This window comes from Pseudomonas sp. LPH60, from assembly GCF_030718165.1.
GTDB lineage: Bacteria > Pseudomonadota > Gammaproteobacteria > Pseudomonadales > Pseudomonadaceae > Aquipseudomonas > Aquipseudomonas danubii.
In genome coordinates this window covers 168,924-184,354 of record NZ_JAVAJH010000002.1, presented here as the reverse complement: position 1 = coordinate 184,354, position 15,431 = coordinate 168,924, and the positions used below count along the sequence as shown (strand labels likewise).

The window sequence follows — 15,431 nt, the reverse complement described above, 5'->3', positions numbered from 1 at the left end:
CTGAGCCGGGCATAAGCCCGCTCCGCGGCGTCAATCTGTTGCGCGCTGGGCTTGGTGCGCACCGATTGGTACTCCACCGCCTGACCGTCGCGGGTCACCGGCGTGACGTAGGCGCTGACCCAGTAGTGGTCGCCGTTCTTGCAGCGGTTCTTGACCATGCCCATCCACGAGCGGCCGCTCTTGAGAGTGCGCCACATATGGCCGAAGGCCGCGGAGGGCATGTCCGGGTGACGCAGCAGGTTATGCGGCGAGCCCAGCAACTCCTCGCGGCTGTAGCCGCTGATCTCGATGAAGTCAGGATTGGCATAGGTGATCGCGCTGGTCAGATCGGTGGTCGAGAGGATGTTCGCATCAGGGGCAAAGTCCACGTTTCGCCCAGTAACCGGAAGGTTGATCTTCATGGGAAGCGCGCTCGTAATTGTTAGGAGGAGTCGGCAGGGCTGCTGACTCTAAGCGCACTGATGCCACAAATACTGATCCAGCTCAGGTTTAAAGCAATTAGCCATCATTGCGATTAAAAAGCGCAAATAGAGGCAATGTCTTCGATTGTCGGCGATATCAACGTTTGCCCATGGAGCGCCGGGTACCGGGAGGCGCTGCGCCGGGGGTCTTGGTGTGGCCATTGCTGGCGCCGTTCTTGTACCAGGGCTGCTGAACGTTTTTGGCCGCGGCGAATTCGGACGGTTTGAAGGGAAACTTGAACGCCGGTATCTCAGCCTTGCCCTCGGTTTCAGGGGTGGCCGGCTCGGCCGCAGGATCAACGCTCAGGGCGTCATCCGCAGCGGGTTGTGCAGGGGAAGTCATGGAAGCTCCAGGAGAGAAAGAAAAGCCGGGCCGAGGGACGGACCACAGGGATCGGCAGTATACCTGTGTGCCTGCGATCTTTGACCTGCGTCGCAAGGGCTGGCAGGTACTTTTCTGACAGGGCTGACAGCTGGCCGTCACCCTGCTGACCGGGTTAGCGGACTATAACTGTGCACAGATCATGGCCATCCTTCCGACATCACTGCCCGGCGCCCTCCCCCCATGCCCATTGCCAAGAAAACCGTCGTGACCGCAACGCTTCTCCTGGCCATCGCCGCCGCTGCGATCTGGTTTCTCAACCAACCCACAAGCCCCAGGCTGAGCGCGCCCTCGGCGATACCGGTGCGGGTGGTGCAGGTGGTCCAGCAGGACGTAGCGCGCTACACCAGCGGCATAGGCTCAGTGCAGTCGCTGCACAGTGTGACCATCCGTCCCCAGGTGGACGGCATCCTCACCCGATTGCGGGTCAAGGAAGGGCAATGGGTGAAAGCTGGCGACCTGCTGGCCACTCTCGATGACCGCTCGATCCGCGCCAACCTGGATCAGGCCCGGGCCCAGCTGGCACAGAATCAGGCCCAGCTGCAGGTGGCGCAGATCAATCTCAAGCGCTACAAGCTGCTGTCGGTGGATGACGGCGTCTCGAAGCAGACGTACGACCAGCAAGTGGCCCTGGTCAATCAGCTCAATGCCACGGCCCAGGGCAACCAGGCCGCCATCGACGCCACCCAGGTACAACTCTCCTACACCCAGATCCGCTCTCCCGTCACTGGCCGGGTGGGTATTCGTACCGTGGATGAAGGTAACTTCCTACGCGTGACCGACACCCAGGGACTGTTTTCGGTGACCCAGATCGACCCCATCGCCGTGGAGTTTTCCCTGCCCCAGCAAATGCTGCCGACCTTGCAGCAGTTGATCCGCGCCCCGAAGCCGGCGGCGGTCCAGGCCTACCTGGGCGCCGACAGCAACAGCCCCGATGCCCTGCTGGGCACCGGGCACCTGACGCTGATCGACAACCAGATCAATGCCGGTACCGGCACCATTCGCGTCAAGGCCGAGTTCGACAACGCTCAGCAAAAGCTCTGGCCCGGACAATTGGTGACGGTGAAAATCCAGACGGCGCTGGACCAGGCCGCGCTCACCGTGCCGCCTAACGTGGTCCAACGCGGCCTGGATCAGCACTTCGTGTTCAGGGTCAAAGACCAGCACGTGGAAAGCGTGACGGTGCAGGTGCTGTATCAGGACAGTGGCCTGAACATCATCTCCGGCGTCCAGGCCGGGGACGTGCTGGTCAGTGACGGCCAGTCGCGGCTCAAACCCGGCTCCAGGGTCCAGGTACTGAGCGACCCGCCGCCCCTGGTGCAGGCCTCGGAGCCCAAGCCATGAAGGGCCGTGGCTCGGTATCCGCCTGGTGCATCGACCATCCGGTCGCCACCGTGTTGCTGACGTTCGCGCTGGTGCTGCTGGGGCTGATCGCCTTTGCGCGCCTGCCGGTGGCGCCGCTGCCGGAGGCCGAGTTTCCCACCATCCAGGTTTCCGCCGCCCTGCCCGGGGCCAGCCCGGACACCATGGCCTCCTCGGTAGCCACGCCGCTTGAGGTGCAGTTCAGCGCCATCCCCGGCGTGACCCAGATGACCTCCAGCAGCGCCCTGGGCTCCTCCCTGCTGACCCTGCAATTCACCTTGAACAAGAGCATCGACACCGCCGCTCAGGAAGTACAGGCGGCCATCAACACCGCCGCCGGCAAACTGCCCAAGGACATGCCCACCCTGCCCACCTGGAGGAAGGTCAACCCCGCCGACAGCCCGGTGCTGATCCTCAGCATCAGCTCGACGCAGATGCCCGGCACCGAGCTCAGCGACTACGCGGAAACCCTGCTGGCCCGGCAGATCAGCCAGATCGACGGTGTTGGCCAGATCAACATCACCGGCCAGCAGCGCCCGGCGATCCGGGTCCAGGCTTCAGCAGACAAGCTGGCGGCCATCGGCCTGACCCTGGCCGACATTCGCCTGGCGATCCAGCAAACCAGCCTCAACCTGGCCAAGGGCGCGCTGTATGGCGAATCGAGCATCTCCACCCTGTCCACCAACGACCAGCTGTTCCATCCCGAGGAATACGGCCAGTTGATCGTTTCCTACAAGGACGGCGCACCGGTGCACCTGCAGGACGTGGCGCGAGTGGTCAACGGCTCGGAGAACGCCTACGTCCAGGCCTGGTCCGGCGACCAGCCGGGGGTCAACCTGGTGATCTCGCGCCAACCGGGGGCCAATATCGTCGACACCGTGGACCGCATCCAGGCTGCGCTGCCGGGCCTTGAGGCCATGCTGCCGGCGTCGGTGCAGGTCAAGGTGCTGGTGGATCGCACCCAGACCATCCGCGCCTCGCTGCATGAAGTGGAGATCACGCTGCTGATCGCCGTGCTGCTGGTGGTGGCGGTGATGGCGCTGTTCCTGCGCCAGTGGTCGGCGACCCTGATCGTCTCCGCAGTGCTGGGGGTATCGCTGACCGCCAGTTTCGCCCTCATGTATGTGATGGGCTTCAGCCTGAACAACCTGACCCTGGTGGCCATCGTCATCGCCGTGGGCTTTGTGGTGGACGATGCCATCGTGGTGGTGGAGAACATCCACCGTCACCTGGAGGCCGGCGACGGCATGCGCGAGGCGGCGATCAAGGGCGCTGCAGAGATCGGCTTTACCGTGGTCTCCATCAGCTTTTCCCTGGTGGCGGCGTTCATTCCCCTGCTGTTCATGGGCGGCGTGGTGGGCCGGCTGTTCAAGGAGTTCGCCCTGACCGCCACCTCCACCATCATGATTTCGGTGGTGGTCTCGCTGACCCTGGCCCCGACCCTGGCCGCCCTGTTCATGCGTGCCCCGGTGCACCCGGCCCATGCCCAGCCGGGTTTCGGCGAGCGCCTGCTGGCCTTCTACGAACGCGGCCTGCGCAAGGCCCTGGCCCATCAGCAACTGATGCTGGGGATTTTCGGCCTGACCTTGAGCATGGCCATCGCCGGTTACATTCTGATTCCCAAGGGCTTCTTCCCGGTGCAGGACACCGGCTTCGTGCTGGGTACTACCGAGGCGGCGGCGGACATCTCCTACCCGGACATGGTGAAAAAACATCAGGCCCTGGCAGAAATCGTCGCTGCCGACCCGGCGGTGCAAGCCTTCTCCCATTCGGTGGGCGTCTCCGGCAGCAACCAGACCATCGCCAATGGCCGCTTCTGGATCTCGCTGAAAAAACGTGGCGACCGGGATGTCTCCGCCAGCGCCTTTATCGACCGCATCCGCCCACAACTGATGCAGGTGCCCGGCATCGTTCTCTACCTGCGGGCCGGCCAGGACATCAACCTCAGTTCCGGCCCCAGCCGCGCCCAGTATCAATATGTGCTCAAAAGCAACGACGGCCCGACCCTGAGTACCTGGACCCAACGCCTGACTGAAAAACTGCGCGGCAACCCGGCGTTCCGCGATGTTTCCAACGACCTGCAACTGGGCGGCAGCATCACCCACATCAACATCGATCGCACCGCCGCCGCGCGCTTCGGCCTCACCGCCAGCGATGTCGACGAAGCGCTGTACGACGCCTTCGGCCAGCGTCAGATCAACGAGTTCCAGACCGAGATCAACCAGTACAACGTGATCCTCGAACTCGACACTCAGCAACGGGGCAAGGCCGAAAGCCTGAACTACTTCTACCTGCGCTCGCCGCTGACCGGAGAGATGGTCCCGCTGTCGGCCCTGGCCCGCTTCGACGCGCCCAGCATCGGGCCGCTGTCGATCGCCCACGACGGCATGTTTCCGGCGGCCAATCTGTCGTTCAACCTGGCCCCCGGCGTGGCCCTGGGGGATGCGGTGATCCTGCTTGACCAGGCCAAGAGCGAGATCGGCATGCCGGCGGCCATCAGCGGCAACTTCCAGGGCGCGGCCCAGGCCTTCCAAAGCTCCTTGGCCAGCCAGCCGTACCTGATCCTCGCCGCGCTGGTGGCCGTGTACATCATTCTCGGGGTGCTGTACGAAAGCTTCGTGCATCCGCTGACCATCATTTCCACCCTGCCTTCAGCGGGCCTCGGCGCCTTGTTGATGCTCTGGCTCTGCGGCCAGGACTTTTCCATCATGGCGTTGATCGGCCTGGTGCTGCTGATCGGCATCGTCAAGAAAAACGGCATCCTGATGATCGACTTCGCCCTGGAGGCCCAGCGCAACCGTGGCCTGGCTCCTGAAGAAGCGATCTACCAGGCCTGTATCACCCGCTTCCGGCCGATCATCATGACCACCCTCGCCGCCTTGCTCGGCGCCCTGCCGCTGATGCTCGGCTATGGCCCCGGTGCCGAACTGCGCCAGCCTCTGGGCATCGCCGTGGTCGGCGGTTTGCTGGTGAGCCAGGCCCTGACGCTGTTCACCACGCCGGTCATATACTTGTGGCTCGAGCGGCTGTTCCACCGGCCCCAGCCGGCCCTTTCGCCGGCCACCAACACCTGAGGCGGGTCATGCGCGTTCTGATTATCGAAGACGAAGAAAAAACTGCGGACTACCTGCATCGCGGACTGACCGAACAGGGCTATACCGTCGACCTGGCCCGGGATGGCGTCGAGGGTCTGCACCTGGCTCTGGAAAGCGACTACGCCGTGATCGTGCTGGATGTGATGCTCCCCGGCCTGGACGGCTTTGGCGTGCTGCGGGCCCTGCGGGCACGCAAGCAGACCCCGGTGATCATGCTCACCGCCCGGGAGCGCGTGGAGGACCGGATTCGCGGCCTGCGCGATGGCGCCGACGACTACCTGGGCAAGCCCTTTTCCTTCCTTGAACTGGTGGCCCGCCTGCAGGCCCTGACCCGCCGCAGCGGTGGTCACGAACCGGTGCAGATCAGCATCGCCGACCTGTGGATCGATCTCATCAGCCGCAAGGCCAGCCGCGCCGGCACGCGCCTGGACCTGACCGCCAAGGAGTTTTCCCTGCTCAGCGTGCTGGCCCGGCGCCAGGGCGAAATCCTGTCCAAGACCTCGATTGCCGAGATGGTCTGGGACATTAACTTCGACAGCGACGCCAATGTCGTCGAAGTGGCAATCAAGCGCCTGCGGGCCAAACTCGACGGCCCTTTCGAACACAAGCTGCTGCACACCATCCGTGGCATGGGTTATGTGCTGGAGAGCCGCAGTGCCGAGTAACTCCATTGCCCTGCGCCTGAGCGGGCTGTTCACCCTGGTGGCCCTGCTGATCTTCCTGCTGATTGGTGGCGCCCTTTATCAACAGGTGGACAAAGGCCTGGGCCTGCTGCCGGAAGCCGAGCTGGACGCGCGTTACAGCGTGCTGGAGTCGGCCTTGAACCGTTACGGCACGCCTGAACACTGGGCCAAGATCAACGCCAAGCTCAAGCTGCTCAGCGAGGAGGACAAGCGCATCCGTTTCTGGGCAGTGAGCGGCGATCCCGCTTATGAGTACGGCAACCCGGACCCACAGATCCGCGCATTCGCCCAAGGTCCGCTGGGCATGCGCGACCTGATCCTGAGCGCTCATCCCTATCCACTGAAGGTACTGGTCAGCCAACTACCGGCCAAGGAACAGCGCCCGGCCCTGCGCTTCCTGATTGCCATCGACACCGATACTTTTCACCAGACCCAGCAGCAGTTGCTGATAGCCCTGATCGGCCTGGCCATCGTCGGTGTACTGCTGGCCTCGGCCCTGGGTTACTGGGTGGCGCGGATCGGCCTCAAGCCGCTGATCAAGCTGTCCCAGGAGGCCCAGCGCCTGGCACCACCGCGGCTCTCCGGGCGCCTGCAGCTCTCACCCCTGCCGCCGGAGCTGAGCCAGTTCGTCAGCTCCTTCAACTCCACGCTGGAACGGGTCGAACAGGCCTATTCGCGCCTGGAGTCGTTCAACGCCGACGTCGCCCATGAACTACGCTCGCCCCTGACCAACCTGATCGGCCAGACCCAGGTGGCCCTGACCCGGGGCCGCTCGGCGGAGCATTACTTCGAAGTACTGCAATCCAATCTTGAAGAACTGGAACGGCTGCGCTCCATCGTCAACGACATGCTGTTCCTGGCCAGTGCCGACCAGGGCAACAAGGCCACCAAGCTCACCAGCACCTCCCTGGCGACGGAAGTGGCCGCCACCCTGGACTACCTGGACTTCATCCTCGAAGACGCCCAGGTCAGGGTCGAGGTCCAGGGCGATGCCCAGGTACGGATCGAGATTGCCCACCTGCGCCGGGCCCTGATCAACCTGCTGAGCAATGCCGTGCAGCACACGGCGGCCGGGGAAGTGATCCGGGTGCGGATTGATGTGCAGGCGCAGCAGGTGGCGATCGCCGTCAGCAACCCGGGGCAAAACATCGCCAGCGAACACTTGCCGCGTTTGTTCGAGCGTTTCTACCGGGTCGATGCCTCGCGCAGCAACAGCGGCGCCAACCACGGCCTGGGGCTGGCCATCGTCAAGGCCATCGCCCTGATGCATGGCGGCGACGTCTTTGTGCGCAGCGATCGGGGAATCAACACCTTCGGCCTTTATCTGCCTCTGTGACTCGGGATTCTCGGATTCTGCAGACGCCGACTGGCCGACGCACGCCTCAACATATCCGGCGCGGACTATGGGGCACTTTCGCTGGCAACCCGGCGCCTGCTGGCCAGTCTCTACTGTTGTGTTTTTGGTAACAGTCCTTATCCTGTTCGGCTCTTTTTCCAGCAGCCCCATGGTTATATTTTTGTCGCACCGAATTGAACTTGCTCTGCAAGAAGGTCTTCAGAAATGTCCAACAGTATGGGTTTGGCCAGCGTCTTTGTTTTGTCTTCCCTGTTCGTGGTGCCAATGGCCATGGCCGAAGAATCCCAGGGATTCGTGGCGAGAAATGCCGCACGCGCCGCCGCATTCGAACAAGCACAGATTGCGCAGGCCGCCCAGCAGCAACACAGTCAGCAAGCCCAGAAGATCACCGCTGAGCACAGCAAGACCGACGCTCACAAAGACAGTTGATCGGCGATAGCCACTCGTTTCCCTCGACAACTTCTCTGCTTTCAACCCTGGAGTAAGTTGTCTTAAAGCCGCTGACTTCAGCGGCTTTTTTTTGCTGTAGAGAAACCCTCTGCACATTCGTCATGCACAGAACAAGAAACAACCGAATTCACAATAAAAAATCATGTTCATTCACCAAAGGAGCTACACGTTGTTCAGGACCACGCTGAGAATAAGCCCACTATTCATTGCAATCGCTGCAACTATTCCCGCCTTGGGCCAAGCTGCCGAAGAGCGCGACAAACAGGGCTTCGTCGCCGGCTCGAGCCTCAAGCTCAACGCCCGCAACTACTACATGAATCGCAACCGGCATCAGCAAGCCGATGACAACATCGAATGGGGCCAGGGGTTCCTGGGGGTCTTCGAGTCCGGCTACACCCAGGGCACCGTGGGTTTCGGCCTGGATGCCAATGCCATGCTCGGCCTCAAGCTCGATGGCGGTGGCGGCACCGACAGTTCGAGCATCCTGCCCATCAGCGATGGCAACGGAAAAGCGCCCACAGCGTTCTCCACCGCTGGCGCCACCTTGAAGATGCGAGCCTTCGACACCGAGCTCAAGGCCGGCGATCTGTTTCTCAACAACCCGGTGATCGCCGGGGGCATGAGCCGCATGCTGCCGCAGACCTTTCGCGGCGTCAGCCTGACCAACCACAGTTTCGACGGCTGGCTGATCGAAGGCGGCCAAGCCAGTTTCACCAAGCCTTACAACCAGAGTGGCCACAAGCGCATCGGCACCTCCTACGGCACCTTGCAAAAAGGTGACGAAAGCCTGCACCTGGATTGGGCCGGGGTCGCCTGGAGTGGCATTCCGGGGCTGACCAGCAGCCTCTACGCCTCTGAACTCAAGGACATCTGGAACCAGTACTACTACGACCTGGACTACACCTACGCGCTCAACGATCTGGTCAGCCTCAATCCGGGCCTGCACTTCTATCACACCCAGGACACCGGCCAGGCGCTGCTGGGCAACATCGACAACAACACCTACAGCCTGCACTTCACCGTGGGCGTAGGCAGCCACAGCGTCACTGCGGCCTACCAGCGAGTCAACGGCAACACGCCGTTCGACTACATCGCCCAGGGTGACAGCATCTACCTGGACAACTCCCAGCAGTACTCGGACTTCAACGGTCCCAACGAGCGCTCCTGGAAGCTCAAGTACGCCTACGATTTCGCCGGCGTCGGCCTGCCGGGCCTGACCTCGGCACTGTCTTACTCCCGGGGCGAGCTGGACCTGACCCAGGTCGATCCGGCCAGCCGCGGCTATGCCAACTGGTACAGCGCCGACGGCAAGCACGCCAAGCACTGGGAGCGCGACCTCGACCTCAAGTACGTGGTGCAAGGCGGCACCGCCAAGGACCTGGCCGTGCGCTTGCAATGGGCCACCAACCGTGGTGGCAACGGCTACGGCGCACTGGACAACGACACCGATGAGTACCGGGTGATCGTCGACTATCCGATCAACGTGTTCTAAGCCGATATGAGCAAAAGGCCAGCATGTTTTGCTGGCCTTTTTTTTATTCGGGATTTATACAGGCGCGAAGGCGTGACCGATTTCTGTAGCCCACGTCCACACTAGACTTAACTATGTCGACGTAGCAGAAATCAAAATCATGAGCGTGAGTCGTGCGACACCCCGCACAGGGAAAATCGCGTCAAATCCGGAACGTCTGTTGGTCCTGGCCAGCTCGCTGATCGTCGTGGCCATTCTCAGTATCGTCACCTACCTGTTGATCCGTGAACACGCTGCTGCCGAACAGGCTGCCACCCGTGCCGCGAACAACATCGTGCAGTTGATCGAAGCGGATGTGTTGCGCAACGTCGAACTCTACGACCTGTCCCTCAAGGGGCTGATCAGTGCGGCGCAACGCGACGACCTGAAGGACGTATCGGCGCCCATCCGCCACCTGGCGCTGTTCGATCGGGCCACCGCAGCGCCCTACAAGGGCGATATTCTGTTGCTGGACAAGCACGGCGAGGTACTTGCCGACTCGGCTTCGGTCGTGCCGCGCACGGGCAACTACGCCGACCGCGAGTACTTCCTCGCCCATATCGACAATCCAGATCCAGGGATGATGATCAGCCCCCCGTTCCGTGCCCGCACCGCCGAGCATGACTGGCGGATCAGCTTCAGTCGTCGGCTCAGCAACGAGAATGGCGAGTTCATCGGTGTCGCCGAAGCGGCCATGCGCCTGAGCTACTTCAATGAGCTGTTCAAGAATCTGGATATCGGGCGCAACGGCTCGATCAACCTGATCAGCCGCGACGGGGTTCTGCTGGCCCAACAACCGCCCCTGGCGGACGACCTGATTGGCAAGAGTTTCAGTAACCGCCCCAACTTCGTGCGCATCCTGGGCGAAGGCAATGGCAGCTTCAGCAGCGTGTCCAGCGTGGATCGGATGCACCGGCTGTACACCTTTTCCCAGGTAGGCGACCTGCCGCTGATCGTGGTTGTGGCGCTGTCCATCGACGAAGTCTTCGCTGCCTGGCAACGCACGGCACTGCTGATCAGCGGTGCCACCGGGGCGCTGTGCATCGCCCTGTTCTGGTTGACCTGGCAACTGTGTCGTGAACTGCGGCGCCGGCAGGAGGCCGAGCAGGAGCTGGCGCGCCTGGCAGCTGTCGATGCCCTCACCGGCCTGGCCAACCGTCGTACCCTGGATCAGGTGATGAACAATGAGTGGGCCCGGGCCCGGCGCGCCAACCAGCCCCTGTCGCTGCTGATGATCGATGTCGACCACTTCAAGTCGTTCAACGACCGCTTTGGCCATCCACTGGGGGACCAGGCATTGCGTGCAGTGGCGCAGAACATTGGCACTTGCGCGGGACGCCCGGCAGATCTGGCGGCGCGCTACGGAGGCGAAGAGTTCGCGGTAGTACTGCCGGAGACCGACAGCGCCGGCGCCGCCGTACTCGCCGAGCGAATCCGCGCCAGCATCGCCGCCTTGCCGCCTGTCAGCGAGCAGGCCACCCCCTTGACGGTGAGCATCGGCATCAACACCTGGTCGGGCAATCCCGATATCAGCCTCGAGCAATGGGCGAGTGACGCCGACAAGGCCCTGTATCAAGCCAAGTACAGCGGCCGCAACCGAGTGGTTTCCAACATGTCACGGCGCAGCAGCTGAACCTTCGGGCATAAAAAAAGGCCATCCGGGGGGATGGCCTTCAAAAACAAAAGGAAAGAGAGAGTAATTACACGGCCGCGACCGGACGCATGTAAGAGATCGGTGCAGTGCTGGCATCTTCGAAGGTCACGACTTCCCAGGCATCTTTCTGCTCAATCAACTTGCGCAGTAGCTGGTTGTTCAGTGCGTGGCCCGATTTGAAGCCCTTGAACTCGCCTATCAGGCTATTGCCTAGCAGGTAGAGGTCACCAATTGCATCCAGGATCTTGTGCTTGACGAATTCGTCTTCGTAGCGAAGACCGTCTTCGTTCAGTACGCCATCCGAATCGACCACAATGGCGTTTTCCACGCTGCCGCCGAGTGCGAGGTTGTGCTTGCGCAGGTACTCGATATCACTCATGAAACCAAAGGTACGGGCGCGGCTGACTTCTTTTACAAACGAAGTGCTGGAGAAGTCCACGCTTGCACTCTGGGTGCGGTCACGGAAAACCGGGTGATCGAAATCGATCTCGAAGCTCACTTTAAAACCATCGAAAGGCACGAAAGTGGCGCGCTTGTCGCCGTCTTCCACGGTCACTTCACGAAGGATGCGGATGAACTTTTTAGCTGCGTCCTGTTCTTCGAGGCCAGCAGATTGAATCAGGAATACGAAGGGTCCGGCGCTACCATCCATGATCGGGACTTCGGACGCGGAGAGCTCGACGTAGGCGTTATCGATGCCCAGGCCAGCCATGGCCGAGAGCAAGTGCTCCACCGTGTCCACTTTGACGTCACCGTTGACCAACGTGGTCGACATCGTGGTTTCGCCAACATTTTCCGCGCGAGCAGGAATCTGCACCACAGGGTCCAGGTCGGCACGACAAAACACAATGCCGGTGTCGACAGGCGCAGGCTTGAGGGTCAGGTAAACCTTCTCCCCGGAATGCAGGCCTACACCTGTGGCACGGATAATATTCTTCAGGGTGCGTTGTTTAATCATGGCTTGGGCCGCTTCAGCGCAAATTGCGAACTGGTATCAACAAAGGCTGGCGATAATAGCAGACCATGCCTTTGCTGAACACCAATCACCCTAATACCCCTGATACATTCCATCAATCGGCCTGACGACGCAGGAATGCCGGGATGTCCAGGTAATCCAGATCATCTTGCGGATTCAGCTTCGCCGCGGTCGCCGCGTTCGACTGCGCCTGATTGCGCATGACGGTCGGACGGTCCAGGTCACGGTAGTTCACCGACGGCAGTTCCTGACGAGCAGGGGCTGGCGCTTGCGACTGCGCGGACATGGAAGTCTGAACGGTGTTGTCGATGACCTTTACAGGTTTCTCGATTTTCGCGCCCAGACCGGTGGCCACTACGGTTACATGCAGCTCGTCACGCATGTCCGGATCGATAACAGTACCGACCTTGACCATGGCGTGTTCGGAAGCAAAGGCTTCGATGATGCTACCCACGTCGGAGTACTCACCCAGGGACAGGTCGGGACCTGCGGTGATGTTCACCAGGATGCCGCGTGCACCCTCCAGGTTCACGTCTTCCAGCAGCGGGTTGCGGATCGCCGCTTCAGTGGCCTCACGCGCACGGTTCGGACCGCTGGCGCAGCCAGTGCCCATCATCGCCATGCCCATTTCGCTCATCACGGTACGTACGTCGGCAAAGTCGACGTTAATCATGCCCGGACGCTTGATGATGTCGGAGATACCGCGAACGGCACCGGCCAGCACGTCGTCAGCCTTGGCGAAAGCCGACAGCAGGCTGGCGTCCTTGCCGAGGATGGTCAGCAGCTTCTCGTTGGGGATGGTGATCAACGAGTCGACGCTTTCGCTCAGCGCGCGGATGCCCTCATCGGCGATCTGCATGCGCTTGCGGCCTTCGAACGGGAACGGACGGGTCACCACCGCAACGGTGAGGATGCCCATTTCCTTGGCCACTTCAGCGATGATCGGCGCCGCACCGGTACCGGTACCGCCGCCCATGCCGGTGGTGATGAACACCATGTTGGTGCCCGCCAGTACTTCGGCGATACGCTCGCGGTCTTCCAGAGCGGCTTGACGGCCGACTTCCGGATTGGCGCCAGCACCCAGGCCCTTGGTCACGCCGGTACCCAGTTGCAGGATGGTCCGCGCGCCGATGTTTTTCAGCGCTTGAGCATCAGTGTTGGCGCAGATGAACTCGACGCCTTCGATGTTGCTCTTGACCATGTGATTGACCGCGTTGCCGCCGCCACCGCCAACACCGATAACCTTGATTACCGGACTCTGCGGGATGTTGTCTACGAGTTCGAACATTTTCCCTCTCCTTTCATTTCTCTAGTTTTTCGCCTACTGCCTACTGCTTTGAAACGGTGTTGCGGTAAATCTTTAGAAGTTGCCCTGGACCCAGCTCTTGATGCGGTCCAGCAACGCGGCCTTGGGCTCGTCGCTGCTGTAGCTGTCGCGGCTGCCGATGCCGGAGAACGAGATGCCATCGGACTGTTTCTGCAGTCCGTACAGCAGCAGGCCGACGCCGGTGGAATAGATCGGGTTGCGCACCACGTCGGACAGGCCCTTGACACTGTGGGGCACGCCCAGGCGAACCGGCATGTGGAAAATCTCCTCGGCCAGTTCCACCGCGCCTTCCATCTTCGAAGTACCACCGGTGAGCACGATGCCGGCCGGGATCAAGTCTTCGTAGCCGCTGCGACGCAGCTCGGCCTGGATCAGGGTGAACAGTTCGTCGTAACGCGGTTCGACCACTTCGGCCAGGGCCTGACGCGACAGCTCGCGCGGCGGACGATCGCCGACGCTCGGCACCTTGATGGTCTCGCCGGCACCGGCCAGCTTGGCCAGGGCGCAGGCGTAACGGATCTTGATCTCTTCGGCGTACTGGGTCGGCGTGCGCAGGGCCATGGCGATGTCGTTGGTCACCTGATCGCCGGCAATCGGGATCACCGCGGTGTGACGGATCGCGCCTTCGGTGAAGATCGCCATGTCGGTGGTGCCGCCGCCGATGTCCACCAGGCACACGCCCAGCTCTTTCTCGTCGTCGGTGAGTACCGAATAGGCCGAGGCCAGTTGCTCGAGGATGATGTCGTCGATTTCCAGGCCGCAGCGACGCACGCACTTCTCGATGTTCTGAGCGGCATTCACCGCACAGGTCACTACGTGCACCTTGGCTTCCAGACGCACGCCCGACATGCCCAAAGGCTCACGCACGCCTTCCTGGTTATCGATCACGTAATCCTGTGGCAGGGTGTGCAGGACCCGCTGGTCAGCCGGGATTGCCACTGCCTGGGCCGCATCCAATACCCGCTCCAGGTCCGCCGAGCTGACTTCACGGTCGCGGATCGCCACGATGCCGTGGGAGTTCAGGCTGCGGATGTGATTGCCCGCCACACCGACGAAGGCCGAGTGAATACGGCAACCCGCCATCAGTTGCGCCTCTTCCACCGCGCGCTGGATCGACTGCACGGTGGACTCGATGTTCACCACCACGCCCTTCTTCAGGCCGCGGGAAGGATGGGTGCCGATGCCGACGATTTCCAGCGAGCCATCGGCCGCGACTTCGCCCACCAGCGCCACCACCTTGGAGGTGCCGATATCCAGGCCGACGATCATTTTGCCGCTTTGCACATTTGCCATGGTCCTGCCTCTTCTTAATTCTTCGCGACGGCAGGTTGCGCCGTCGTGGGTGCCGCCGGATCGCGCCAGCCCACGGCCAGGCCGTTGGCGTAGCGCAGATCGATGCGCGCGATATTCGTGATCTGTTCTTTCAGCGTTTTTTCATAAATGGCAATGAAGCGGCGCATCTTCTCCACCAGATGATCGCGACCCAGGAGCAACTCGATACCGGGACCGGCACTGCCGGCACCGGTGGTCAGGAACCAGCTGCCGCGCTCACGCAGCTCCAGACGGGCTATCGAAAAGCCCAGCGGCCGCAGCATCTGGCTCAACACCTGATACTGCTGCATCACTTGCTGCTGGGCCCGCTGCGGCCCGAACAACTGCGGCAAGTGTTCATAGTTCGCCAGTTCACGCGGAGTGAAGGCCTGGCCCTGGTTGTTCAACAGTGCCTCGTCGCCCCAGCGGGCCACTGGCAGTTGTTCTTCCAGGCGAATCACCACTTGGTCCGGCCACACCCGACGAACTTCGGCGTGGGCGATCCAGGGCATCTTTTCCAGCTCGGTGCGCATGCTCGCCAGGTCGATGGTGAAGAAGCTCGCCGCGACATATGGCGCGATCCGCTGCTGCACCGCCTGCTGGCTGATGTAGCTCAAGTCCCCCTGCACCGCGATCTTGGTGATCGGACGGTCGGCGTATGGCAGCAAGCGCTGGGCACCTTCATAGGTGCCAAAGCCCAACGCCACCAGCAGCACCGGCCAGAACAGGCTTTTCAGAAAACCAAAGTTGGCTTTCGGCAGGCGCACCGACATCGGCTCTTTGGCCACCATACGGCTGGCACCCCGCGGCACCGGCTTGCGGCCGGGTGCAGGTTGCTGATGACGAAGCGACGCGCCTTGCAT

The 15,431-nt window shown here is 61.9% G+C and carries 12 protein-coding genes and 1 pseudogene; 7 read left to right on the top strand and 6 right to left on the bottom strand.

Annotated features, from left to right (window positions below; all coding sequences use genetic code 11):
* Window positions 1-119: 119 nt before the first annotated feature.
* Together Q8O96_RS31195 and Q8O96_RS06395 are read right to left on the bottom strand one after the other, a co-directional pair.
* Window positions 120-401 (bottom strand): annotated as a pseudogene (locus Q8O96_RS31195) (PAS domain-containing protein); the annotation flags it as partial.
* 157 nt (window positions 402-558) lie between these two features.
* Window positions 559-804 (bottom strand): hypothetical protein, encoded by a 246-nt coding sequence (locus Q8O96_RS06395; RefSeq protein ID WP_102860335.1) that lies wholly within the window; start codon window positions 802-804, stop codon window positions 559-561.
* Window positions 805-1,026: 222 nt separating this feature from the next.
* On the opposite strand from Q8O96_RS06395, the gene Q8O96_RS06390 reads away from it, so the two are divergent.
* The 7 genes from Q8O96_RS06390 (at window position 1,027) to Q8O96_RS06360 (ending at window position 10,933) form a co-directional block, all read left to right on the top strand.
* A complete protein-coding gene (locus Q8O96_RS06390) occupies window positions 1,027-2,187 on the top strand; it encodes an efflux RND transporter periplasmic adaptor subunit (protein ID WP_207166519.1) in 1,161 nt (386 codons plus the stop codon).
* Entirely contained in the window at window positions 2,184-5,279 is a 3,096-nt protein-coding gene (locus Q8O96_RS06385; protein WP_305948559.1) for a multidrug efflux RND transporter permease subunit, read from the top strand. The genes Q8O96_RS06390 and Q8O96_RS06385 overlap by 4 nt, the downstream gene beginning before the upstream one ends.
* 8 nt (window positions 5,280-5,287) lie before the next feature.
* A complete protein-coding gene (locus Q8O96_RS06380) occupies window positions 5,288-5,965 on the top strand; it encodes a heavy metal response regulator transcription factor (RefSeq protein WP_102860332.1) in 678 nt (225 codons plus the stop codon).
* A complete protein-coding gene (locus Q8O96_RS06375) occupies window positions 5,955-7,319 on the top strand; it encodes a heavy metal sensor histidine kinase (protein ID WP_102860331.1) in 1,365 nt (454 codons plus the stop codon). The genes Q8O96_RS06380 and Q8O96_RS06375 overlap by 11 nt, the downstream gene beginning before the upstream one ends.
* Window positions 7,320-7,544: 225 nt before the next feature.
* Entirely contained in the window at window positions 7,545-7,769 is a 225-nt protein-coding gene (locus tag Q8O96_RS06370) for a hypothetical protein (RefSeq protein ID WP_102860330.1), read from the top strand.
* Between the two features lie 163 nt (window positions 7,770-7,932).
* A complete protein-coding gene (locus tag Q8O96_RS06365) occupies window positions 7,933-9,282 on the top strand; it encodes an OprD family porin (protein ID WP_115580880.1) in 1,350 nt (449 codons plus the stop codon).
* A 139-nt stretch (window positions 9,283-9,421) separates the two neighbouring features.
* A complete protein-coding gene (locus Q8O96_RS06360) occupies window positions 9,422-10,933 on the top strand; it encodes a diguanylate cyclase (RefSeq protein ID WP_207815964.1) in 1,512 nt (503 codons plus the stop codon).
* Window positions 10,934-11,000: 67 nt separating this feature from the next.
* On the opposite strand, the gene lpxC is transcribed toward Q8O96_RS06360, so the two are convergent.
* The 4 genes from lpxC to Q8O96_RS06340 form a co-directional block, all read right to left on the bottom strand.
* Window positions 11,001-11,912 carry a UDP-3-O-acyl-N-acetylglucosamine deacetylase gene (lpxC, locus tag Q8O96_RS06355; RefSeq protein WP_011063304.1) on the bottom strand — a complete coding sequence of 304 codons (912 nt, stop codon included), beginning with the start codon at window positions 11,910-11,912 and terminating at the stop codon, window positions 11,001-11,003.
* Between the two features lie 112 nt (window positions 11,913-12,024).
* Complete coding sequence (gene ftsZ, locus Q8O96_RS06350) at window positions 12,025-13,218, bottom strand: cell division protein FtsZ (protein ID WP_011063305.1); 1,194 nt, start codon at window positions 13,216-13,218, stop codon at window positions 12,025-12,027.
* 72 nt (window positions 13,219-13,290) lie between these two features.
* Entirely contained in the window at window positions 13,291-14,550 is a 1,260-nt protein-coding gene (gene ftsA, locus Q8O96_RS06345) for a cell division protein FtsA (RefSeq protein ID WP_011063306.1), read from the bottom strand.
* A gap of 14 nt (window positions 14,551-14,564) precedes the next feature.
* The gene (locus Q8O96_RS06340) at window positions 14,565-15,431 is read right to left on the bottom strand and encodes a cell division protein FtsQ/DivIB (RefSeq protein ID WP_102860327.1); all 867 of its coding nucleotides are present in this window, start codon (window positions 15,429-15,431) and stop codon (window positions 14,565-14,567) included.